We start from the raw sequence: 23953 nt of genomic DNA on the forward strand, positions 1-23953 counted from the left end.
CCGCTGTTCGCCATTAGATATCGTCGAAGTTCAGCACATGCTTGTTTTTGATGAAATAGTCGAGCCCCGAATAGATCGTGATGATGGCCGCCACCCAGCTTGCGATAAGATCAAACGGGAAGTTAATGAAGGCGAACGGGAAATTGTTAAGCAGCAGCGCAATAATAGCCGTGATCTGCGTTCCGGTCTTCCATTTGCCCCACCGACTGGCTGCCATGACCGTCCCTTCGAGCAATGCAATTTGCCGAAGGCCGGTCACCGCGAATTCACGGCTGATAATGACGATCGCCACCCAAGCATCGACCTTGTCCATCTCGACGAGCGAGACGAGCACGGCCGAGACGAGAAGCTTGTCTGCGAGCGGATCGAGCAGCTTACCGAGATTCGTGACAAGCTTCCGCTTCCTCGCAATATAACCGTCCAGACTATCCGTGCTCGCCGCTATGATGAAGATAAGCGCAGCTATAATCTGATTGTACGTAATTTCGAATTGTTCGATCCGGATTAACGGAGTTTTTACATTAACGAGCAGGAAGAACATGATGATCGGTACTAAAAAAATTCTCGCCAACGTAATCCGGTTGGCCAGGTTCATGCCACGACCTCCCCGGACAAGTCAAACTCGAAGGAATGCGTAATACGCACCTTGGCAACAGAGCCGATCTCGAGGTTCACACCCTTAGCAAACACCTCGCCGTCGATCTCCGGCGCGTCGAACTGCGAGCGGCCGACGTAGACGTCGTTGCGCCCGTCATACTTCTCGATCAGTACATCGATCACTTGACCGACACGGCTACTGTTGCGCTCATTCGCGATCTCACGCTGAATTTCCATTAAGGTGTTGGCACGGTACTCCTTCACATCGTCGGCAATCTGATCAGGCAAGCGGGAAGCAGGTGTGTCCTCCTCCTTCGAGTACGTAAAGACGCCAAGACGATCGAACTGAATATCCTGCACGAACGACTTCAAGTTCTCGAAGTCCTCCTCCGTCTCGCCAGGGAAGCCGACGATAATGGACGTACGCAGCGACACATCCGGAATACGAGCGCGAATCTTACGGACGAGCTCGCGCGTATCGCGTTGACGTCCCGGACGACGCATCAGCTTCAGAATGCGGTCCTCGCTGTGCTGAAGCGGCATGTCGATGTACTTGCATATTTTCGAATTTGAAGCGATCGTCTCGATCAGCTCGTCCGTGAAAAAACCCGGATATGCGTAATGCAAGCGTACCCACTCGATACCCGGCACCTCGCTGACGCGATTCATCAACGTCGGCAGCATGAACGAGTCGTACAGATCGGTTCCGTAGTTCGTCGAGTCCTGAGCGATCAGACTGATCTCCTTGACGCCTTGAGCGGCAAGCTGCGTCACCTCGTCGAGAATCGACTCGACGCTCCGACTGCGGAACTTGCCCCGCATGATCGGGATGCTGCAGAACGTACAGGCGTTGTCGCAGCCCTCTGCAATTTTCACGTAAGCTGTATAGCGTGGAGTCGATAGACGACGCGGCAGCTTTTTCTCATAGTTAAATACCGGGTTCCCGACGAAGATCGGCTTCTTCCCGGCTAGCGCCTCATCGATAATATCGTTGATTTTATCAAAATCGCCTGTACCGACAATGCCGTCGATCTCAGGCATCTCATTCATAAGCTCCTTCTTGTAGCGCTGAGTCAAGCAGCCCGATACGATGAGCGCCTTCAGGCTGGCGGTTTCCTTCAGATCGGCCATGTCGAGGATCGTATTGACCGATTCCTCCTTCGCCGCATCGATGAAGCCGCACGTATTCACGATAATGATGGTAGCATCTTCCTTGTTGTCGACCAACTCGTAGCCGCGCTCATGGACAAGACCGGACATAATTTCGGAATCGACCAAATTTTTCTCGCAGCCTAGTGTAACTACTTTCACTTTCTCTGTCATTAACTTTCCTCCAGAACGGCATCAAGCCTTATACTCCCTAACGGTTTGGTACAAGTATAATATAACCCTGCAAACAGTGTCAAAACAGTAAAAAGCCTGCAAAGCGATTACGCCTTGAGGCTTCTTGCCGACAACGGATTAGCGGAAATTCATAAATTGCAGCTCGATCGGTAGATCGGCCTTGCGGAGCAGTTGGATCACCTGCTGCAAGTCGTCCTTGCTTTTGCCGGTGACGCGGATCTGATCGCCTTGAATCTGGCTCTTCACCTTCAGCTTGGAATCGCGGATCAGGATGTTGATCTTCTTCGCAATGTCCTGCTCGATGCCTTGCTTCAGCTTCACCTTCTGGCGGACCGTGCTGCCGGATGCCGACTCGACCTTACCGTATTCGAGGTTCTTCAATGGAATGCCCCGCTTCGCCATCTTCGCATGAAGAATGTCAATGACGTTCTGCAGCTTGAAATCGTCGTCTGAGGCAAGGACGAGCTCCTCCTTCTCGAGTGTGATGCTGCTCTTGCTGTTCTTGAAGTCGAAGCGTGTCTCGATCTCCTTCTCCGCCTGATTGATGGCGTTGTTCAGTTCCTGCATGTCCATCTTGGACACAATGTCGAATGAGCTTTCACTACTCAAGGCTTCCTCTTCCTTCCATCGTCATGATCGTCATAATGTCCTATTGTAGCAAAAAAGACACCCTCCGCACAAAGTCGGAAAGGTGTCCGGTATACAAGTCGTGCGAATCCGTCTTGTTAGGACGGTAAATCATAGCTAGGATTGTACGAGCTCAAGCTGAATGTTCTTGACGTTCGGCTCATTGCCGACTGGAATCGTCGTTCCGTTGACAATCAGCTCAACGGCGTTCGCACGGCCGAAGCGCACATAAGCTGCATTCGACAGCTCCCATGTCTTCACCGCACCGTGCTTCAGCATCCCTTCCTCCAGCTGCTGGCGAGGCGGTCCGAGCGAATCAATCTTCATCCAGCATTCCTCGCCTGTCACCCGCACCTCGACCGTCAGCTTATCCGTTCCCGATACGGCGTAATAATCGGTTCCGCGCTCGCTCTTCGCCAGCTTCACCTGAGCGACTGGCGCTGCAGGAGCAACAGGCTCCGGCGCTTGTACCTGCGGCTGTGGCTGCTTGGAAGCAGCGTTGGCCCCGGTGCCGTAGGTGGCCGCTCCAGCCGTATCCGGCTTCGGAGCTGCAGGCTCGATCTTGTCCGTAATCTTGTTCGGCAAGTGATTGCTTGCGTCAGCTGTACCCTTATAATTGACGCTGACGAAGTAGTATATAATGCCGACGATGAGCACGAAGAACGATATGACCATGATGCCCGACGCCCATCGTCCGAAGCGCTCAGAGCTTGCCACATTCGTCGTGCGCTTAGTACGAACCTGCTCCAGCTTCTCAGGCTCCGCTGCCGGAATGACATTCTGGTATAGGTTCAGCACCTCGCCCGGATCCAACCCTACAGCTTCCGCATAGCTTTTTATAAAAGCACGCACATAAAAATTACCGGGAAGCACCTTGAAATTACCTTCTTCGATGGCCTCCAAGTATCGCTTGCGAATTTTAGTTGTTTCCTGCAGGTCATCGAGCGATATTTTTTTCTCCATTCTCGCTTTTCTTAATAGCAGGCCAAGCTCCGTCACGAAAGTCACCTCTTCCCGTTATGTGTCGCTGCAGTCGTCATTTCTGGTGAAGGCGCGCATGTAAGATATTAATAAGAGTCGAAGCCACCTGTGAAGGACTCATACGATATTTCCTCATCCGGCGTCGTCCGAAGCTCGACAATATAATCGAAGTGATCATACGTATATTCCGATTCTCGAACAAAAATGTCCGGATGCTCGATGACCTTGGTCGAAGGCATGCTCATAATGTCCTGCAGCAGGCTGTAATGCTTCTCATTCGAGCGTAGCGTCGATACAATGCCATCAATAATGAACACATTGTTAACATTCATCTCGTCCTCGGACAGTTGGCTGCGCACCGTCTGTCTCAGCAAGGTGGACGATACGAAAGTCCAGCGCTTGTTTGCGCATACACTGCCGGCGATGATCGATTCAGTCTTCCCTACACGCGGCATGCCGCGAAGGCCGATCACATGGTTGCCGTCACGCTTGAACACTTCGCCCAAGAAGTCGACAAGCAGACCCAGCTCGTCACGCGTGAAGCGGAACGTCTTGCGGTCGTCGGAATCGCGTTCCAGATAACGGCCGTGTCGCACCGCCAAAATATCGACAAGCTTCGGCGTGCGTAATGCCGTAATAGTAATATTATCTACCTTTTTCAGCATTTTACCCATCAGCTCGATTTTTTCATCATCACTTGTTTGCAGCAGCATCCCGCGTGTGCGGTCCTCAACACCGTTAATGGTAACGATGTTGATGTCAAGCATCCCCATCAACGACGCGATGTCGCCTAGCAGACCGGGACGGTTTTTATGTATTTTATATTCCATGTACCATTGCTTCATCTCATTGGATTCCGAATTTGAGCTCATGACTGAAATCTCCGTTCATGTTTAGTTTTTGCTGCTTCTTGTTACCATTCGTCTTCGACTACCGACGTATTCTACAATTTTCGTGCAATTCCTTCCTTCTGAGCATCATTTTATAAAAACTTATTTAATTTGAACTCGCGCTCGGTATAGGGCTTCAGCCCGCCCTGCCAAGAACGTTCAGCAAGTAAGCGCGACACGCTCTCGAGCACAGCAGGCCACTGGAGCTCTACAGCTGTTGCGCTGATGTTCGCGATCGGCACCTGCATCGCCTTCAGCCGCTGCAGCTGCTGGGCGTCGAGTGGAGCGAAGACGACGATCCAGGACGAGCGATGCGCTTGAAGCTGATATTGCAGCTGCTGCTGCCAACCTGGAGCGTCCGTCAGCGTCATGTATTCAGCCTCCTCGGCAGGAGCCCATTCGGACGGGATCGGATAAGCCTGAGTGGTGACCCACTCGATCGCACGGTCTGTCACCAGCTGCTGCCTCACCCATTCGTCCCATTCTTGATGAAGGCGTGCTTCCACTATCGTATGTACTACAATATGAGACCCTTGTACCGGTAATGACTCTCTCATAATCCGATCGTCCAGCATAATCCAGCGGCTATCTGTCAGCTGCTCTGCATAAGGAAGTAATGAGACGATCAGCTCTCGACCTGCGACGACGACATAATCATAGGCGCGCTGCTGGAGCTCCGCCTGCTGTTCCTCAGTCAACCCTTGAGCGGGTGATAGCTGCATCCACTCATAAGCAGTGAGTCGTGAGCTTTGCCACTCCTGTAGCGCTGTCTGTAGCTGCTGCTGGGCGTCAGGTGCGAGTGTCGACGATGTAACGACAAGCACCGATGCTTTCGAATCGAGCAGCTGGGGATCGATGGAAGGGATACTTTTCCCGCAGGCGGTGAACAAGAAGGATAGGGCCCCGACTAGCAGAACGATGAACAGCATACGTGTGGCGTTTGACGAATATTTTCTCATTGTGAACGAATAACCTCTTTCCTTCAACCATAACGGCTTAACTAGTTCTTAGTATAAATCGGAATGGCTTAAAGGGCAAAAGCCTCCCTGAACGAGCAAGGAGGCTCTTACCATGCAATATTTAGTTGTTCGCTTTGGCCAGCTTCACCATGATGGAAGCCATCGCCTTGCGCTCTTGCTCGTCTGCTACGTCCCACAGCTCCTTCAGGACGCGCTCTTCTTTGTTCTCCGGATCTACCTTATCGGCCAAGAACTCACCGATTTGGAAGGCAATCTTGGAGATCGTCTCCTCGCTCATACCCGCTTTTTCTGCTTGCTCTACACGCTCACCTAGAAACTCTTTCCAGCGCTCAAATACTTTCAGCACAGTTGCCATCGCTCGAATTCCTCCTTGTAGGTGCATAATGAATGACTGTACTACAAGTGTTATGATGCGCTGGAGAGGCTCTTTTTATTCGAAAGATACGTTAGGTCAGCCAGCCGCCGTTCGGGCTAATAATTTGACCTGTTATGTACCCGGATTCAGGCAACGCTAGGAAGTAGACGAGCGACGCAATCTCATCAGGCTGGGCGAAGCGTCCTGCCGGTATGTCATTCTCCAGCGCGGCCTTCTCACTGGCGTCGAAGCCGTTCATCATCGCCGTATCTACTACACCGGGCGCTACCGCATTCACTGTCACACCGGAAGGCGCAAGCTCCTTGGCAAGCGCTTTCGTGAAGGCGTTTATGCCACCCTTGGCCGTCGAATAAGCAACCTCGCACGAAGCGCCTGATATGCCCCAGACCGATGAGACATTAATAATTCGACCATATTTGCGCTCAATCATGGCCGACATGAATTGACGCGTCATCAAATAAGTACCCTTCAAATTAATGCCGATAATTTCGTCCCATTCGTTCTCAGAAAGCTCAGAGAGCAGCCCGTAGTGCGAGATGCCCGCATTATTAACAAGAATATCGGGTATAAGTCCATGTTGGGCAAGCTTGTCCTGCATGCGCTCGATCTGATCAACAGAGCGCAGATCAGCTGTCACAGTTAACACGCGAGCGCCATATCTCATCGCTTCCCTCGCTGTTTCGTTCGCCGCCTCGTGCGACTGTAAATAATGAATCACAACATTCATGCCGACAGAAGCGAAGCGACGGGCGATCGCGGCACCTATGCCGCGGCTCGCCCCAGTGATAAGCACGGTTTGCTCTGTAAATGGCTTATTGCTCGTAGGTTCCGTCATCCTTCAGCCTCACTTTCGAACAATAGAAGCAGCCAGCTGGCTCCAATCAAAGTGCTCCTTCAGCAGACTCTCCGCGTCATTGAGCTCCAGCTGCTCATATACCGGCAATATATCGAATAGATCGATATCCTTGAACCGGTATTTTGTATATTCGTTAGCAATCGATTCGGGTGAATTCAGCTGTCTGAGGAAGGCTCCGATTTTTTTCTTCTTACTCCGCTCGAAATCTGCTCTAGCCAAGCCTTCAGCCTTCATGCGATCCAATTCCGTCTGCACCCGCTCGATCAGCTTCTCCGGCTCTGGCGTGTCTCCGCCAATGACAGAGAATGCATAATGCTCGGAAATATTGTACTCCATACCGAAATTGTCCGAGATAAGCTGCTCGTCATACAGCTTCTGATATAAAGCCGAGCTCGGACTGATCAGCATGTCTAGCAGCACCTTCATCGCAAGCTCTCGCTTCAGCATATCGCGACCTCTGAGCGGCTGAGAAGGCTCCTTGCAGCCGAACAAGCATTTCGGCACCGATACAGGTAAGGAGGTCAGCTTGCGAGCGTTCTTCACACCGGGAGGCTCCGCATCGAATAGACGATGAATGTCACCCTGCGGCTTGAAGCTCTTGCCTGCCTGATTGGTTCTGACTAGCTCCATCATCTCCTGCGGGTCAACTCCGCCAACGATGAACAGACTCATGTTGGTCGGATGATAGAACGTATGGTAGCATTCATAGAGCATATCCTTCGTAATCTCACCGATCGAGGCGACCGTTCCTGCAATATCGATATGGACCGGATGCGTGTGGTACATCGTCTCGATCAAGCCGAAGTACGCGCGCCAGTCCGGATTGTCCTGGTACATCTTGATCTCCTGGCCGATGATGCCCTTCTCTTTCTCTACATTCTCATCTGTGAAATAAGGATTTTGCACGAAGTTCAGCAGCGTCGTCACATTCTCCTTCACATGCTCGGAGGCCGAGAACAAGTACGACGTTCGATCGAAGCTTGTGAATGCGTTGGCTGACGCGCCCTGCGCCGCGAAGATGGAGAAGATGTCGCCCGTCGGCTCCTCGAACATCTTATGCTCGAGGAAATGTGCAATGCCGTCAGGCACCTTCTGCTCCGCTTGACCTTCGACACGGAAGTGATTATCGATCGAGCCATACTTCGTCGAGAACGTCGCATACGTTTTCTGGAAGCCGGCCTTCGGTAAGATGAAGACGGACAGTCCGTTAGGCAGCGTCTCACTATAGATCGTTTCCTTCACTTGCGGATACGGAATCGTCTGCATTTACTGTCCCCCTTGATCATTAGTCAAAAAGTATATCGTATCAAGCTGCGTCTGCTGCGCGATCTGCTTGATCTGCTCCGGTGTCGTCTGCATAATCGACTCGATTAAGGACGGCACCGAACGCTCCGCGCCTGACAATCGGTTGTTGAAGTCGAACGAGATAAGCTCGAATGCCGAATCCTGCAGCTCGCGCAAATGTCCCGTGATCATCGCCTTCGTCTGCAGCAGCTCGGTATCGCTGATCTGACCGTTCACCAGCGCCTGAAGCTGCTCCTTGATGATGTCGACGGCCTTCGCATAATTGCCAATCTCGATGCCGGATTGAATCGTCACGATACCTTTATGACCGTCCAATCGGGACGAGGCATAATAGGCTAGACTTGCCTTCTCCCGCACGTTCGTGAACAGCTTCGCATGCGGATAGCCTCCAAGAATACCGTTGTACAGAAGCGCAGACGGGTACGTGTCGTTCGCATACGAGGTCGGGATACGCAGACCCATATTCAGCTTGCCTTGGTTCACCTCGATCCGCTCGACAACCTCCTTAACCTCAGTTACCGTACGATGAGCAACCTGCAAGCTATAGTCAGAAGCCGCGCTGCGATTCAGCTGGAAGCAGCGTTCCATAATCGGCAGCACCTGCTCAAGGCTCGTGTCGCCGACGACGTATATATCGATTGGAGCCTCTGCCAGCCATTGATGGTAACGTCCTGTCAAGCTCTCAGCATCGAGCTCCGGGAGCTTGTCGATCTTCCCGAGCGGATGCAGCCTATAAGGCTCATCCTTACACATCTCTTCAATGCAGCGCTCAGCCGCATAACGGATTTTATCATTAATGATCGCTTCGAGCCGCTTGCGAACGGTCGCCTGCTCGGCTGCTATATATTTACTCAACAGCTTGCCTTCGTCCATCGCAGGCTGCGTCAACGCCTCGCCAAGAAACTGAAGCCCTTGCTCCAGAAGCGACTCCTTGCTTGATACGAAGTCATCCTGAATGACATCCATCCGAAACTGTACAATCTGATAGTCGCCACGCTTATAGACGTCGAAGCCAAAGCCTGCACCGTACAGATCGTCCAGCCGCTCGCGAAATTGCTTCGTTTCCGGATACGTCTTCGTGCCGCGGCGCAGCACGAACGGAATGAGCGCCGTAGGTGTGACCGTCTCCTCACGCAGCGGACTTCCAACGTAAGCCGATATGGCGAATGTTTTGAACTGACGCGTTGGCAGCACGTGCACCCGCATTCCGTGAACCGTTCCTCGTTCCATCTGAACTTCCTTCATTACCGCAACAGCCCCTCTCGACACGACATAACCGCCTTTCCGGTTTGTATTCCATTATATTCCTCTACAAAGAGAAGAAGCAACCGTGATCGGTTACTTCTTCATAAGTGAGGTTCAATGTACAAGCTGCAACTATGCTAGCTGCCAAATTACATGCAGAATATATGCTTACCGATCGTCTTCACCTGAGGACGTGTCCAGATCCACTTGGAGGTTGCTGTCACCGGGTTGAAGTAATACAAGCAACCACCTGTCGGGTCCATCCCATTGATTGCATCCTTCACCGCGCGGAAGGAAGACTCATTAGGCGTCAGCCATATTTGACCATCATCAACAGCTGTGAACGCCCGAGGCTGGAATATAACGCCATACACCGTATTCGGGAAGCTTTCTGACTTCACTCGATTCAGGATGACCGCTGCGACTGCAACTTGACCGACGTATGGCTCACCGCGTGCTTCCCCGTAAACGGCGTTCGCCATCATTTTCAGGTCTTGCTCGGACATGCCCAGCATCGTCGAATGCGCCATGCCGGCCGAGGTCGCCTTCGCCGTACTGCCGCCGCCTCCTGGGTTCGAGCTTGCAGTAGAGCTTCCCGTGTTCGAGCCCGGATTGGAGTCGGACGCACTTTGCGTACTGCCCGGAGCCCATGGTGGGAGCTCGTCAGAGCTGGCTCTCCAAGCCTTCGTGGCCTCCCACAGCTTTACCTTCGTCTTACTACCGGCGATCCCGTCTGCCTTCAAGCCGAATTCAGACTGGAACGTCTTCAGTGATTTTAACGTCTGATAGCCGAAGTCACCGTCAACACGGCCCTTGTAGAAGCCGAGGTATTTCAAGCGTCCTTGCAGCTCGTACACGTCTGCCGTTCCGGCTGCGCCGTAACGTATTTCGTTTTTGCTGAAGGTCGGCTCTGTTCGAAGACTGTGCTTGACTTCCAGCCCAATAAACAGGACGAGGACAAGGCTGATCGTAATAAGCAGTAATCTTTTGTTCATCGCGGCAACTCACCTTTCCCACACAATCGTATGTGCAACCTATTTGAGGTTATTATGAGAAAGGAGTACCGCTTCTATTCAATGATGACAGCCATGTCCATATGATGGAAAATCGAGCTCAGGAGCTGATTCGACTCAACTGAAACTGTTCGACGCTCATGAGCACCTCGCGCGGCTTACTGCCCTCGTAAGGCCCGACGATGCCTCGTGCCTCCATCATATCTATTAATCGCGCCGCACGGGTGTAGCCGACTCTCATACGTCGCTGCAGCAGCGATACGGACGCTTGCTTCGCTTCGAGCACGATCTGGACGGCCTGCTCGTACAGCTCGTCCTCGAATCCATCCTGATCGTCCTGCTTGTCCTCGACCTGCGGCACCATATCCTCGACGTACTCGACCTGTCTCTGCGTTCGAACGAAATTACATACCGTCTCCACCTCTTGATCGGACAAGAAAGCGCCCTGTACGCGCACCGGCTTGTTCGCACCCATGGGCAAGTACAGCATGTCGCCTCGTCCAAGAAGCTTCTCAGCACCAGCCGAGTCGAGAATTGTTCGAGAGTCCACCTGCGACGATACGCCGAAGGCGATACGCGAAGGGATGTTCGCCTTGATAACACCCGTAATTACGTCGACGGAAGGCCTCTGCGTAGCAATCAATAAGTGAATACCGGCGGCACGAGCCATCTGAGCCAGGCGACATATTGCGTCCTCGACATCGTTCGCCGCCACCATCATGAGGTCTGCAAGCTCGTCGACAATGACGACGATATACGGAAGCGGAGCTCCAGTCTGCGTCTCCAGCAGCATCGTATTGTAGCCCTCGATGTTGCGCGTGCCGCTCTTGGAGAACAGCTCGTACCGCTTCTCCATCTCGACGACGACCTTCTTGAGGGCTAAGGATGCGCGCTTCGGATCGGTGACCACTGGTGCAAGCAGATGTGGGATGCCGTTGTATACGTTCAGCTCGACCATCTTCGGGTCAATCATCAGAAACTTCACTTCGTCCGGCTTCGCCTTGAACAGAATGCTGGTAATAATTCCATTCACACATACGGACTTACCAGAGCCTGTCGCTCCAGCTACGAGCAAGTGAGGCATGCGGGCCAAATTACCGACGATCGGCTGACCGGATATGTCGCGTCCCAGCACAATCGACAGCTTCGATGCCGAATCATGAAACACCGGCGTCTCCATCACCTCACGCATCGTAACGATGGAAACCTCCGTATTCGGCACCTCAATCCCGATCGCGGACTTGCCCGGAATCGGCGCTTCCATCCGTATGTCCTTGGCTGCCAGTGCCAGTGCAATATCGTCGGTCAAGCTGACGATGCGGCTGACCTTCACGCCGACATCCGGCTGAATCTCGTAGCGCGTCACCGCTGGACCGCGAACGACCTCCAGCACCTTCGCACGGACGCCGAAGCTCTCGAGCGTCGTCTCCAGCTTGCGTGCAACCGCTTTATAATCAAGTCCGTCGCTCCCCTTACCCGAGGCTGGCTTCGACAGTAGGCTGAGTGAAGGCAGTTCATACGGGATCATCACTGGCTTCGATCGAATCTCGAAGTCCTCCTTGCCTGCGTCTTGAGCGTTAGCTGGAACCTCTGTCGATTGTGCGGCAGCCTTCTCCGAGCTATGGCTAGTAGTAGTGGAGGCCAATACTGGAACCGGACTAGCATTCATCTCTGGCAAGGCTTGCTCCTGCAGCACTTGCTCTTGGAAGTCGCGAATGACCGGGATGGTCGAGTCACGCGCCTCCTGCTCGTGCTGCTGCACAAGGGCAGTCTCATCCAGCTTGTGATCATAATCATAAGCCGCATACACGGTCTGCTCCGCTGCCGCATCCTCTACATGAGGATCTACCTTCGCGTGCCTTGTCTCTGTCTCCTCGCTTCTGGAAGGCTTGAGGAGCTCCATGAAGGCCGACCGCTTGCGCGCAGGAGCTTCCCGCCGCACCTTCGGCTCTGGACGATACGACTCCTCATCGAATTCCTCATCGACCGGCAGCTTTGCAGCTGCAGGAGCCGATTTGCGCCGCGTCTCGCGTTCCTTCTCCTTCTCATTCTCCCGTTCGCGCCGACGCTCCTCACGGGCCTCACGCAAGTCCATCACCGTCTTACGCATATACTGACCGAGCAGCGTCTCCTTGAACGGCTTACGCGATTGCAGCTTCTCCACCAAGTCGCCGATCGACCAGCCTGTCATCAGAATAATACCTGCTACGACTAAGGTGAACTGAATGAGCCTGGCTCCTAGATTGCCGAACATGAAGAACAGCGCTGCATATAGCACGGCACCAGTCATCCCGCCCCCAACATTGTCAGTCAAGATGCTCTGCCCGCTCTCGGTCGGACTTAATCCGTCGATTAAGCTTGTCCATGTCAGGGATACGATCTGACCAGCTGTGAAATCCACCTTAGGAAACAGCTTCGCGAACAAGCTGATATGGCTCATCAGCAGCAGCGACAGTATAATCAGCAGCAGCCCCGACTTGCGCGACGTTCTCCATTGCGGCCATTGTCGCTTCATCATGGCATACAGTGCAATATATATGAACAGCAGGGGAATGATGAAATCCCACGATCCAATGACAAATCGGAACAAGTAGGTAAGCGATCGAGCTACCGACCCATCACGGGACAGTGCAATTACCGATAACGTTAAAATCAATATTCCATATAGCTCAAACTTCAAATTCGCTTTAAAGCCTTTGCCCTTGCTCTTCTTCTTGGCCAAAACCGCCCACCCCCGTCAGCCCATTATACCATAAACTGGCGCTGGGCTGCATGCCGGGTGTGAACCACTCAACAGATCAGTTAATGGCTGCTGCATACAGGCTGAAACTCAATAAGTCGGCCAGGCGCATACTGGGGATTCAAATAATCTTGAGCATTACAGCTGATGAGCCGTACGATGGCGGCCTGCTGCGTATTAATCGGCTGCACCTGCATCGTCACTCCGTTAATGACGACCTCCATCGCCGGCGTCGCTTCCTCCAGCTTGTCGTAGCCCTCGAACACAGCTTCGAGCGGCATAATCGTATAATGCGTCATTGCACCAGTCCTCCTTTGGAGCTGCGGCGCTCCTCGATGAGCTCGTTTAGCTTGCGGATCGCATCTCCGACGCCGCCCATCCCATTGATCAAGCCGTACTTCACCGCATCGGCTCCGATAACGGTCGTTCCAATATCTCGAGTCAGCTCCCCTGTTTTGAACATAAGCTCCTTCAGCTTCTCCTCGCTAACTTGCGAATGCCGCGTGACGAATCGGATGACACGCTCCTGCATTTTATCTAGATATTCGAATGTCTGTGGCACGCCAATGACGAGTCCATTCAGGCGAATCGGATGAATCGTCATCGTGGCCGTCTCTGCAATGAAGGAATAATTAGCAGATACCGCAATCGGTACACCGATGCTGTGACCCCCACCCAGGACGAGCGTCACCGTAGGCTTCGACAGCGTCGAGATCATTTCCGCAATCGCAAGTCCAGCCTCCACATCGCCGCCTACCGTGTTGAGTATAATGAGGACACCCTCGATTTTAGCATTTTGCTCCGCGGCGACGAGCTGTGGAATAAGATGCTCATACTTCGTCGTCTTGTTCTGAGGCGGCAGGACAAGGTGTCCTTCGATTTGCCCGATAATCGTCATGCAATATACATTGGATTCATTGCTCGGAACGGCGGTTTGTCCCAGCTGCTGGATCGCATCAACCGTTGCATTCTTACGTCCCTCCTCACCGCCTGGAGGCAGCACCGGGTGCTGCGGCTGTTGTTCCTGCTTATTCGTCTTTTGCATGACAGTCTCCCCCTAGTCGTGTAAAAATCTGCTTTTAGTATGGTACGCGCGGCCGAGAATATGCGTCAATCCAAAGAAAAAGCTCTCCGTCCGGCATCAAAGCCGGGATCAGAGAGCTCTCACTGTTATATAACTTCGGGTTCAAGTGACTAATGCTGGTGATTACACTTCCATAATAATGGGTAGAATCATTGGTCTTCTGCGGGTTTGTTCATATAAGAATCGTCCGAGTGCATCTTTAACATGCGTCTTAAGGGACGCCCACTCATTCACGTTATCATTCATTAATCGATGCAGCGTATTGGTCACGATCCGGTTGGCCTCATCGAGCAGGCCTTCCGACTCCCTCACGTAGACGAAGCCTCGCGAGATGATGTCCGGTCCGGACAAGATCGCACCGTCCTGCTTGCTGAGCGTGACGACGACGACCAGAATACCGTCCTGAGACAGCAGCTTCCGGTCACGAAGAACGATGTTCCCGACATCGCCAACGCCAAGTCCGTCGATCAAGATGTTACCGGACGATACTTTGGAGCCTTTGCGCGCAACGCCGTCGAGCACCTCTACCGTCTCACCGTTGTCTACGATGAAGATGTTCTCGCGCGGTATGCCTACGGTCTCTGCCAGCATGCCGTGCTGACGAAGCATACGATACTCGCCGTGAATCGGAATGAAGTACTTCGGACGCATCATATTGAGCATCAGCTTAAGCTCTTCTTGACTGCCGTGTCCAGATACGTGAACTCCTGTAACCGAGCCCGGGCCATAGATGACGTGAGCGCCAATACGCATCAGCTCATCCACGGTTCGTCCCACGTAACGCTCATTGCCCGGAATAGGCGTAGCTGCAATAATAACCGTATCGCCTGGCATAATATCGATCTTGCGGTGTGTGGAGCGTGCCATCCGTGTAAGCGCCGACATCGGCTCACCCTGAGAGCCTGTGGACAAGATCGCAACACGATCCGCTGCCAGCTTGTTCACTTCCTCCGGCTCAATGATCATGCCATCAGGGATACGCAGGTAGCCAAGCTCACTAGCAATGGACACCACGTTCACCATGCTGCGGCCGATCACGGCCAGCTTACGCCGTGTAACCTCACACGCATCGATCACCTGCTGAATACGGTGAATGTTCGATGCGAACGTAGCGATGATGACACGCTGCTTCGCCTTACGGAACACCTCTTCGATCTGCTCACCTACGCCGCGCTCCGATCCTGTGTAGCCAGGACGCTCAGCATTCGTACTGTCGGACATCAGCGCAAGAACGCCGCGTTGACCGATGGCTGCCATCTTGTGAAGATCCGCATACTGCTCGTTAACCGGCGTCTGATCGAACTTGAAGTCGCCTGTATGAACGACGTTCCCTTCCGGTGTTTCCAGACATACGCCGACGGAATCCGGAATACTATGGTTCGTTTTGAAGAACGTCGCCGTAATGGTACCGAACTTAAGCTCCGAGTCTGCTGTAATGACATGACGCTTCGTCTCTCCAAGCAGCCCCGCTTCCTTCAGCTTTGTCTCGATGAGACCGAGCGTCAGACGCGTCGCGTATAACGGCACATTTAGATGCTTCAGTACGTACGGCAAGCCTCCGATATGATCCTCGTGTCCGTGAGTAATGATAATCGCCCGAACCTTGTCCCGATTTTCCGTCAAGTACGAAATATCCGGGATTACGATATCGATTCCGAGCATGTCCTCTTCAGGAAACTTCAACCCGCAATCTACGACAACAATATCATTCGCATATTGAATGACATACATATTTTTACCGATTTCGCCCACGCCGCCGAGGGCAAACATCGTAAGCTTATCTATATTTTTTTTAGACAAAATATGAACCTCCTCTTATCAATTGACGACGATTTCATATGAACGTTGAAAACCCAATCTTAACCGCACCAGTCACTTGCCACCATTATACATGAAGCCAACTTGTCAAAACAAGAGATTACCACTACGAAGCAACAACTGCACCCGCATATTTCGGTAATCCTTATCATAACCAAAAAAATAAAAACGATGCCGCGAACGGCACCGATTCATTGAAAAGTTCACGCAAACAAGGAAGCAACGAATTGACCTTCTTGTTCGGTTACATTCACGAGCGGAAGCCTTACGCCGCCTACCGGAATCCCCTTCAGGTTCAGCGCATGCTTAACCGGAGCCGGACTTGGTACACGATGAGGGCAAAAGAACAATCCGCGGAATACTGGCATCAGCTGACCATGCAGCCTCGCCGCTTCCTTGACGTTCCCCTGTAAAAACGAGTGTACCATATTTTGCATCTCTTTTCCAATGAGATGACTTGCAACGCTGATGATCCCATACGCCCCTACTGCAAGAGCAGGCAAGGCGGCCGTGTCATCTCCGCTGTATACGATAAATCCAGGCTTCGCACCGCTCACAATGGTCGTCAGCTGCTCGGTATCGGCACAGTCCTTCGTACCCACAATGTTCGGAATATGCGACAAGCGAATCGTCGTATCTGCGTCAATATTGATCCCTGTGCGGCTAGGCACATTGTATAAGAAAATCGGAATATCGACCGACTCGGCTACTGCCTTGAAATGCTGATACAGTCCTTCCTGGGAAGGACGGTTATAGTAAGGAGCAACGAGCAGCAACGCATTGACGCCTCGCTTCTCCGCTTCCTTAGACAGATGAATCGTATGGGCCGTGTCGTAGCTGCCTGTGCCGGCAATAATGGGGACGCGTCCACGTGCATGCTTCACGGCACGCTCGAAGCTGAGCAGCTTCTCCTCCTCCGTCAAGGTAGGCGATTCTCCAGTCGTACCGCATATGACAAGGCTGTCGCTCTGCTGTTCGTCGATCAAATAGTCGATTACGTTATCGAATTGTGTCCAATTGATGTTAAGATGCTCGTCAAAGGGAGTTACCATTGCAGTTATTACTCTTCCGAAGTCCACGACTTATTCCTCCTGCCTTTCATTATCTGTGTAAGTTGAATCTACGATGCAGCGCGCGGACTGCTTCGGCCATATTCTCCCCTTGCACCAAAACCCAAATGGTCGTATTGGAGTCAGCGGATTGTAAAATACCGATATCCGCGTCAGTCAACGCTTCAACAATCGTTGCCATAATGCCGGGCACACCGTTCATGCCTCCGCCGATTACTGAAACCTTCGCGCAGCCTGGAATCAGCTGAGGACTTAGGCCTAAGCTGACTAGCGCCGCTTCTGCGCGTGCCGCTTCCTTGTCATAGACGGTATAAACGACGCCAGACGGATTTACATTTATGAAATCAACGCTTATTTTCTCTTTGGCCATTGCCTTAAATACGCGTAACTGTAAATCGAATACACCATCGTCAGCGGTCACCCGAATTTGTGTAATGGCAGGTACATGGGCGATGCCAGTAATAAGACGATCCTGCACCGAGCCTGTTTCCTTGATGGCGGTCGGATTCGTCACAAGTGTTCCTGTCTCCGTAGAGAACGTCGAGCGAACACGAACAGGGATATTGGCATGCATGGCCACCTCTACCGCCCGTGGATGAATCACCTTCGCTCCCAGATGAGCCATATTGCAAATTTCTGTATACGAAACGACATCAAGCGGCTTCGCATCCTCGACAATTCGCGGATCAGCCGTTAGAATACCGCTCACATCGGTAAATATGTCGACCATCTCCGCCTTCAGCGCAGCACCTAGAGCGGTTGCAGACGTATCGCTGCCGCCGCGGCCCAATGTCGTAAAGTCATGCTGAGCCGTCTCGCCCTGAAAGCCGGTCACGATGACAACGTTTCCTTGCTTCAGCAGCTCGAATATGCGCTTCGGCTGAATGCTCTCGATCTGGGCATTGCCGAAGTCGTCATTCGTCCTAATGCCGGCCTGCGCACCAGTTAGCGCAGTGGCTCGAATACCTTGCTCGTTCAGAAGGCTGCACAGCGTAGCCGCCGAGATCAGCTCCCCGCAGCACATCAGCATATCCATCTCCCGTGAAGGCAAGCTGTCTCCATTCGATGCGATCCAATCAAGGAGCGTGTCCGTTGCATACGGCTCGCCCTTCCGTCCCATTGCCGATACGACAACGACTACTTGGTAGCTCTGGTTCAATGCAGCTTGGATGTGTTCGATTACGTGTGCTCTAGCTTCGGCAGTGGAAAGGGAGGTGCCTCCAAATTTCTGCACCAAGATCTTCAAGAAGATCTCCCCCTTCAACTGTTATGTCGTGAAGTAAAAGCCTGGCTTCCTATCGAATGACAGGAAGCCAGTGCGCTTGCTGTTAGTTCTGTTCAATCGCGATATATTCCGCAATCTGCACCGCGTTCCATGCGGCACCCTTCAGAAGGTTATCCGATACGATCCACATGTTCAGCGCACGCGGGTTATGCAGGTCGCGACGCACGCGGCCTACGAATGTCTCGAGCTTGCCCGTTGCTTCCGTTGCAAGCGGATAAAGCTGCTCCTCCGGATTGTCCTGGAGCACGATACCCGGCGCATTCGCGAGCAGCTGCTTCACTTCCTCGATATCGAAATCAGACTTCAGCTCGACGTAGACAGACTCCGAGTGACCGTATACGACTGGAATACGCACGCACGTTGCCGTAACCTGAAGCGACTCGTCACCCATAATCTTCTTCGTCTCGTTGATCATCTTCATCTCTTCGTACGTAAAGCCGTTATCGACAAACTTGTCGATCTGTGGAATCGCGTTGAAGGCGATTTGATGCTTCTTCGGCAAGGAGCCTACGGGCAAGATGTCCGGATTGACATCATTACCTTCCAGCGCCTCACGAGATTGACGAAGCATCTCGTTGATCGCGCTCGCACCCGCACCCGATACAGCCTGATACGTGGACACAATAATTTGCTTGATGCCATAACGGTCATACAGTGGCTTCAATGTCTGCACCATCTGAATCGTCGAGCAGTTCGGGTTCGCAATGACACCCTTGTGGTCGTTCACCTTGTCAATATTGACTTCCGGCACGACAAGAGGCGTCTCCGCGTCCATACGGAATGCACTGGTGTTATCGACGCATACCGTTCCATGCTTGATTGCTTCCGGCACGAGGGCACGGCTTACATCGCCGCCTGCGCTGAACAGCGCAATGTCGACGCCCTCGAAGCTCTCAGGCTTCGCTTCCTCCAGCGTAATCTCCTGACCCTTGAACGTAACCTTCTTGCCGGCCGAACGTGCGGACGATAACAGCTTCAATTGTTGAATAGGGAAGTTCCGCTCGTCTAGCAGACGAATAATTTGTTCTCCTACGGCTCCTGTTGCCCCAACAACGGCAACGTTAAACAATTTCTGATTCGACATATGGCACTCTCCCTAACAGTAGTATGACAATAATCGGTATAAATCAATAATTAAATCTTTCAATCAGCATCGGCTGCAGCTGCTTGCCTTGAAGCGCCGCCTCGCAAGTCTCCATAATTAAATCCATGCGGGCCACGAGCGAATTCGGCTTAGCCGTCGGCGCATCTTGACCGTATGGAACGAAATAGATGTTCTTCGTGATCAACAGCTTCCCGACATTCATCGCATTCAGTCCGAGTCCATCGTTCGTCGAAATGGCCAGCACCAGAGGACGCTGGTTGCGCATCTGCGCCTTGGCGGCCATCAGAACCGGACTTTCGGTCATCGCGTTGGCCAGCTTACTCGTCGTGTTGCCCGTGCAGGGCGCAATAACCATCACGTCCAGCAGCTTGGAAGGTCCGAGCGGCTCGGCATCTACAATTGAAGAAATAATATCATTTCCTGTGATGTCTTTCAACTGTTTTTGCCAATTTGCAGACGTACCGAACCGTGTGTCCGTCGTCATGATCGTATTCGAGACGATCGGCACAACCTTTGCCCCTGCGTCGACGAAACGCTTGATCTGAGGCATAACCTCCTCAAAGGTGCAATGCGAGCCCGTCAATGCGAAGCCTACCGTTATGTTTTTCCAGTCCATGCTTATTCCTCCTTGTCTTTCGCTTGCTGCATCATGATGCGTGTAATCGTGTCCGCCATAATGCGGCCAGCTGTCTTCGGAGCGACAATGCCGGGCAATCCTGGTGCTAGCATCGCCTTCACCCCGCGCTTCTCCGCGAATCGGAAGTCCGTACCGCCGGGCTTAGACGCCAGATCGATAATGAGTGCGCGGTGAGGCAAATTCGCGATCACTTGCGGTGTAATGATGAGAGACGGAATCGTATTGAAGACGAAGTCGGTCTTCGATGCATGCGAGATCAGCTCACTCGTATAGAACGGGCTCAGACCCATTTCATGCGCTCTTGCGTAATACTCCGGCCGATGAATGCCTACCTTCACATGAGCGCCCATGCCATGCAGCGTCCGGGCTAGTGTGAAGCCGGTTCTGCCGAAGCCAAGCACCATACATGAAGACCCGTGGATCGTAATGTCGGAGTTCTGGATGGCCATCATGATCGCGCCCTCTGCGGTCGGAATCGAGTTGTAGATGGCAACATCATCGCGGTCTAGCAGCTCTACCAGTACAATGTCTGCATTTGCGCACAGACTGCGCAGGTAGGGCTTCGCCATTCCGGTGAACACAGTTGCTTGCTTCGGGAGCGCAGCCATGAGCTCCTCCGTGAGATACATCTCCTGGGATGAAAACAAGCTGTCGACACGTCCCTGATCGTCTGTACCGACGGCTGGCAAAATGACGGCATCGAGGTCCTTGAGCGCTTCGGCTGTCAGCTCCGTCTTCGAAATTCCGCTGAATCCGTTCTGCAGGTTGTCAAAACCGATCAGCACGACGGTAGCATCGAGCTCCGAGCATTTCTGAATCACTTCGAGCTGTCTGGCGTCTCCGCCGATGATCCCGATTTGCATTCCGGTCAACACAGCTCCTCACCTCTTTCTGTTGTTGCTGTCGATAACACATCCTATGCGACCGCCCACAGATGGGTTCCACTCACCCTCTTTCCGCCACCTGCCTTAAGCCTCATCTCGCAACGCAAAAAAAAGCAGAGCCCTTGAACAATCAAGGCTCTGCCGTTTCTTACTCCTACTATTAGTTCGTACCGGTATGCCCGAAGCCTCCGGCTCCACGCACCGTGTCATCCAGCTCGTCCACCTGTTGCAGCTGCACGTGAGGTACCTGCTGGAATACGAGCTGGGCGATACGCTCGTTGCGCTCGATCGTGAACGGCTCCTGGCCGTGATTGATGAGCAGCACCTTCACCTCGCCGCGGTAATCGGCATCAATCGTGCCGGGCGAGTTCAGCGAGGTGATGCCATGCTTCAGCGCCAGACCGCTGCGCGGTCGAATTTGCGCCTCGAGCTGTGCCGGCATCGCCAGTGCGAAGCCAGACGGAACTAACGCTCGCTCTCCCGGCTGCAGCACGACTGGCTCGCTGACCGCCGCATAGATATCGAAGCCGCTGGCGAGCTCGGACATTTTACGCGGAAGCGAGATGTCCTCATTGCCAGGCAGCCGTTTAATCTGTACCTCGAACGGATTAGACAAGCTGGTCCCTCCTCATGCCGGAGATGACCGCATCTGACGCTCCTACCATCGCCAGCGCGAACGGCTTGGACAACAGGCTTGCCGTCAGCTCCTCGATCTGCTCCATCTCCACACGCTCGATGCGGGCGATGATCTCATCCAGGCTGTAATGACGCCCCAGCATCAGCTCGTTCTTACCGAGGCGGTTCATGCGGCTGCTTGTGCTCTCTAGGCTCAGAATGAGACTTCCCTTCATCTGCTCCTTGCCCTTGCGCAGCTCGGCAGGCGTCAAGCCGTTCTGCTTCAGATCGTGCAGCATCTCCATCGTTACCTTCAGCACCTCGGCCGTCTGCTTCGGCGCCGTACCGGTGTAGATCGTGAACATGCCGCCATCCTGATAAGAGGTATGATACGAGTAGACCGAATAAGCCAATCCCCGTTTCTCACGAATTTCCTGGAATAGCCTGGAGCTCATGCCCCCGCCTATAGCGTTATTCAGCAGCACCGTCGCATACAGCTGCTCGTCAGATACAGCAAGACCCGGCAACGACAAGCAAATATGGTTCTGCTCCGTCTTCTTCTGGAAATATTCCAGATCACTGCGGAAATCGAGCTTAGAGCTCTCCTGCTCGGCCGGACTGCCTGTGAAGGACTGGAAGTGTCGCTCGATGAGCTGCAGGACGTCGTCGCCGATATTGCCGGCGATCGCAACGACTGTGTTCGCAGGCGTATATTGCTCCTTCATGTACGACTTCAACGTATCCCTTGTCATTGGCTCCAGGTTTTGCTGCGTACCAATGATCGTCTGACCGAGTCTATGCTCGCCGAACGCTGCTCGTGCGATGAGATCGTGCACCATATCATCCGGTGTATCCTCATACATCGCGATTTCTTCATAGATCACATTCTTCTCCTTCTCCAGCTCCTCCGGATCGAACACGGAGTTGAAGAACATGTCGGAGAGCACCTCGACCGCGAGGGGCAAATGCTCGTCCAGCACCTTGCAATAGTAGCACGTATATTCCTTGGAGGTGAACGCGTTGACGTTACCGCCAATGCCGTCGAATATTTCAGCGATCTCCTTAGCTGAATATTTGTCCGTCCCCTTAAAGAGCATGTGCTCGATAAAGTGGGATATGCCGTTATTGGTTTCATTTTCGTTGCGGGAGCCAGTTTTGACCCAAATGCCGAACGCAACGGAGCGGCACGTTGGTATTTTTTCCACGACGACCCGCAAGCCGTTACTGAGGGTATATTTGTCCAATCTGAAGAAGCCTCCTCATCCGATAAAAAACTACCAGCTTACCGTTATCGGTATAATATTAGATCTTAACATTATTGCGAAGCCGACTCAACCTCGCTGCCAATGCGCTTCGACGACAGGACGTCGCTAACCGTTCCAAGCTGCAGGTTCTTCGCCTTGATCGCTTGAATCATTCCTTTGAGCGCTTGGCTGCTCGAGTCTGTCGGATGCATCAGAATTAGAGAACCAGGCTCGACGCGTGTTGCGATTTTACGGACGATCGATTGCGGAGGTGGATGCTTCCAATCGACCGTATCGAGCGTCCACAGAATCGTACGGAGCTTCATCTCATGCGCAACCTCGACCGTCGTCGAGTTGAAATCACCGGATGGCGGTGCGAACAGCTTGTTCGAGTAGCCGACCTGCTCCTTCAGCAGCTTCTCGGTCTTCGCGATTTCCTCGGCGTTTTGCGCACGGGACAGTGTGCTCATATTTTTATGCGAATAGGCATGATTCCCGAGCTCATGTCCTTCCTCCAGCAGCAGCTTGGCCGTTGGCACGTGCTTGCTCAGCCACATCCCATCAAGGAAGAAGGTCGCCTTCACCTCTTCCTGCTTCAACGTCTCCAGCATCGAGGGTATATATTCGTCGCCCCACGCAACGTTGATCATCAGTGCGACCATCGGCTTGGCCGGGTTTCCCTTATAGATTGGCTGCGGCCCGAGCTGATCGAGTCCGATCGTAGGAAGTACCTCGCGGACCTTGACCGGCAGCGGCAGCTGATACGCCTGCGACTTCGCCGCCTCCATCGACTGCTCGATATCAACAGCAAGCCCGTTGTAACCTGGAATAGCCCTCCAGACACCGTCCACCTTCGCATCAATCGGTGCTACATCCCGCTTCTTGGCCTCGGTCTTATAAAATTCGAGCGCCTGCTCCCGTCTTTCCCCCGCGCTGTCCTGTCGACTCCACGTCTCAAGAGCGGCATGCTCAAAGGAGCTTGTTAGCGTGAATCCGCTCTGCTCTGCTGCCGACTGTCTGGCATGTTGAACGAACAGACTGACATCGTCCGACTGCCGCATCACGAGCAGCACGCCCGTCAGGCTGACCGCTGTGAACCATAGCAAATGACGCTTGTTCCGATTCATATCGTTATCTCCCGTCCTTCCGGTTTGTCCACATTGTATGCGCGTCGGAACGGAAGTAGACCAGCTGCGAGGTTTCGACTGGCTATACAGCACCATCTGGTGGACACAACAAAAAAGAGTCAGACTGCTC

The 23953-nt window shown here is 53.0% G+C and carries 23 protein-coding genes; all 23 read right to left on the minus strand.

Annotated features, from left to right (window positions below; translation table 11 throughout):
* Window positions 1-13 precede the first annotated feature (13 nt).
* Window positions 14-595 carry a CDP-diacylglycerol--glycerol-3-phosphate 3-phosphatidyltransferase gene (gene pgsA, locus PAE68_RS13050; RefSeq protein WP_281887535.1) on the minus strand — a complete coding sequence of 194 codons (582 nt, stop codon included), beginning with the start codon at window positions 593-595 and terminating at the stop codon, window positions 14-16.
* Window positions 592-1920 carry a 30S ribosomal protein S12 methylthiotransferase RimO gene (gene rimO, locus PAE68_RS13055; protein WP_281887536.1) on the minus strand — a complete coding sequence of 443 codons (1329 nt, stop codon included), beginning with the start codon at window positions 1918-1920 and terminating at the stop codon, window positions 592-594. Before rimO ends, pgsA begins: the two co-directional genes overlap by 4 nt.
* Before the next feature lie 138 nt (window positions 1921-2058).
* On the minus strand, window positions 2059-2550 hold the full coding sequence (locus PAE68_RS13060) for a YajQ family cyclic di-GMP-binding protein (RefSeq protein WP_281887537.1): 492 nt from the start codon (window positions 2548-2550) through the stop codon (window positions 2059-2061).
* Between the two features lie 135 nt (window positions 2551-2685).
* The gene (locus tag PAE68_RS13065; protein WP_281887538.1) at window positions 2686-3567 is read right to left on the minus strand and encodes a helix-turn-helix domain-containing protein; all 882 of its coding nucleotides are present in this window, start codon (window positions 3565-3567) and stop codon (window positions 2686-2688) included.
* A gap of 68 nt (window positions 3568-3635) precedes the next feature.
* Complete coding sequence (locus PAE68_RS13070) at window positions 3636-4421, minus strand: DUF3388 domain-containing protein (protein WP_281887539.1); 786 nt, start codon at window positions 4419-4421, stop codon at window positions 3636-3638.
* A 110-nt stretch (window positions 4422-4531) separates the two neighbouring features.
* Entirely contained in the window at window positions 4532-5398 is an 867-nt protein-coding gene (locus PAE68_RS13075) for a hypothetical protein (RefSeq protein WP_281887540.1), read from the minus strand.
* 121 nt (window positions 5399-5519) lie between these two features.
* On the minus strand, window positions 5520-5774 hold the full coding sequence (locus PAE68_RS13080) for a DUF3243 domain-containing protein (RefSeq protein ID WP_281887541.1): 255 nt from the start codon (window positions 5772-5774) through the stop codon (window positions 5520-5522).
* A gap of 91 nt (window positions 5775-5865) precedes the next feature.
* Entirely contained in the window at window positions 5866-6630 is a 765-nt protein-coding gene (gene ymfI / locus PAE68_RS13085; RefSeq protein ID WP_281887542.1) for an elongation factor P 5-aminopentanone reductase, read from the minus strand.
* Between the two features lie 9 nt (window positions 6631-6639).
* Window positions 6640-7917 carry an EF-P 5-aminopentanol modification-associated protein YfmH gene (gene yfmH / locus PAE68_RS13090; protein ID WP_281887543.1) on the minus strand — a complete coding sequence of 426 codons (1278 nt, stop codon included), beginning with the start codon at window positions 7915-7917 and terminating at the stop codon, window positions 6640-6642.
* On the minus strand, window positions 7918-9201 hold the full coding sequence (gene yfmF, locus PAE68_RS13095) for an EF-P 5-aminopentanol modification-associated protein YfmF (protein WP_281887544.1): 1284 nt from the start codon (window positions 9199-9201) through the stop codon (window positions 7918-7920).
* A 149-nt stretch (window positions 9202-9350) separates the two neighbouring features.
* On the minus strand, window positions 9351-10196 hold the full coding sequence (gene sleB / locus PAE68_RS13100; RefSeq protein ID WP_281887545.1) for a spore cortex-lytic enzyme: 846 nt from the start codon (window positions 10194-10196) through the stop codon (window positions 9351-9353).
* A 118-nt stretch (window positions 10197-10314) separates the two neighbouring features.
* Entirely contained in the window at window positions 10315-12936 is a 2622-nt protein-coding gene (locus tag PAE68_RS13105) for an FtsK/SpoIIIE family DNA translocase (protein ID WP_281887546.1), read from the minus strand.
* An 80-nt stretch (window positions 12937-13016) separates the two neighbouring features.
* Window positions 13017-13253, minus strand: a complete 237-nt coding sequence (locus PAE68_RS13110; RefSeq protein ID WP_281887547.1) for a YlzJ-like family protein — start codon at window positions 13251-13253, stop codon at window positions 13017-13019.
* Window positions 13250-13999: a ClpP family protease gene (locus PAE68_RS13115; protein WP_281887548.1), complete on the minus strand. Its 750-nt coding sequence runs from the start codon at window positions 13997-13999 to the stop codon at window positions 13250-13252. Before PAE68_RS13115 ends, PAE68_RS13110 begins: the two co-directional genes overlap by 4 nt.
* A gap of 162 nt (window positions 14000-14161) precedes the next feature.
* Window positions 14162-15838 (minus strand): ribonuclease J, encoded by a 1677-nt coding sequence (locus tag PAE68_RS13120; protein WP_281887549.1) that lies wholly within the window; start codon window positions 15836-15838, stop codon window positions 14162-14164.
* A 221-nt stretch (window positions 15839-16059) separates the two neighbouring features.
* Window positions 16060-16935 carry a 4-hydroxy-tetrahydrodipicolinate synthase gene (gene dapA / locus PAE68_RS13125; RefSeq protein WP_281887550.1) on the minus strand — a complete coding sequence of 292 codons (876 nt, stop codon included), beginning with the start codon at window positions 16933-16935 and terminating at the stop codon, window positions 16060-16062.
* Between the two features lie 22 nt (window positions 16936-16957).
* Window positions 16958-18172 carry an aspartate kinase gene (gene dapG / locus PAE68_RS13130; RefSeq protein WP_281887551.1) on the minus strand — a complete coding sequence of 405 codons (1215 nt, stop codon included), beginning with the start codon at window positions 18170-18172 and terminating at the stop codon, window positions 16958-16960.
* Window positions 18173-18254: 82 nt separating this feature from the next.
* Window positions 18255-19295: an aspartate-semialdehyde dehydrogenase gene (locus PAE68_RS13135; RefSeq protein WP_281887552.1), complete on the minus strand. Its 1041-nt coding sequence runs from the start codon at window positions 19293-19295 to the stop codon at window positions 18255-18257.
* Window positions 19296-19338: 43 nt separating this feature from the next.
* Window positions 19339-19932 carry a dipicolinate synthase subunit B gene (locus PAE68_RS13140; RefSeq protein WP_281887553.1) on the minus strand — a complete coding sequence of 198 codons (594 nt, stop codon included), beginning with the start codon at window positions 19930-19932 and terminating at the stop codon, window positions 19339-19341.
* Between the two features lie 2 nt (window positions 19933-19934).
* On the minus strand, window positions 19935-20828 hold the full coding sequence (dpsA, locus tag PAE68_RS13145; RefSeq protein ID WP_281887554.1) for a dipicolinate synthase subunit DpsA: 894 nt from the start codon (window positions 20826-20828) through the stop codon (window positions 19935-19937).
* A gap of 169 nt (window positions 20829-20997) precedes the next feature.
* The gene (gene dut, locus PAE68_RS13150) at window positions 20998-21453 is read right to left on the minus strand and encodes a dUTP diphosphatase (RefSeq protein WP_281887555.1); all 456 of its coding nucleotides are present in this window, start codon (window positions 21451-21453) and stop codon (window positions 20998-21000) included.
* On the minus strand, window positions 21446-22696 hold the full coding sequence (locus PAE68_RS13155; RefSeq protein WP_281887556.1) for a M16 family metallopeptidase: 1251 nt from the start codon (window positions 22694-22696) through the stop codon (window positions 21446-21448). Before PAE68_RS13155 ends, dut begins: the two co-directional genes overlap by 8 nt.
* 71 nt (window positions 22697-22767) lie before the next feature.
* Complete coding sequence (locus PAE68_RS13160; RefSeq protein ID WP_281887557.1) at window positions 22768-23823, minus strand: polysaccharide deacetylase family protein; 1056 nt, start codon at window positions 23821-23823, stop codon at window positions 22768-22770.
* Window positions 23824-23953 lie beyond the last annotated feature (130 nt).

Source organism: Paenibacillus sp. YYML68 (genome assembly GCF_027923405.1).
In the GTDB taxonomy this organism is placed as follows: domain Bacteria; phylum Bacillota; class Bacilli; order Paenibacillales; family NBRC-103111; genus Paenibacillus_G.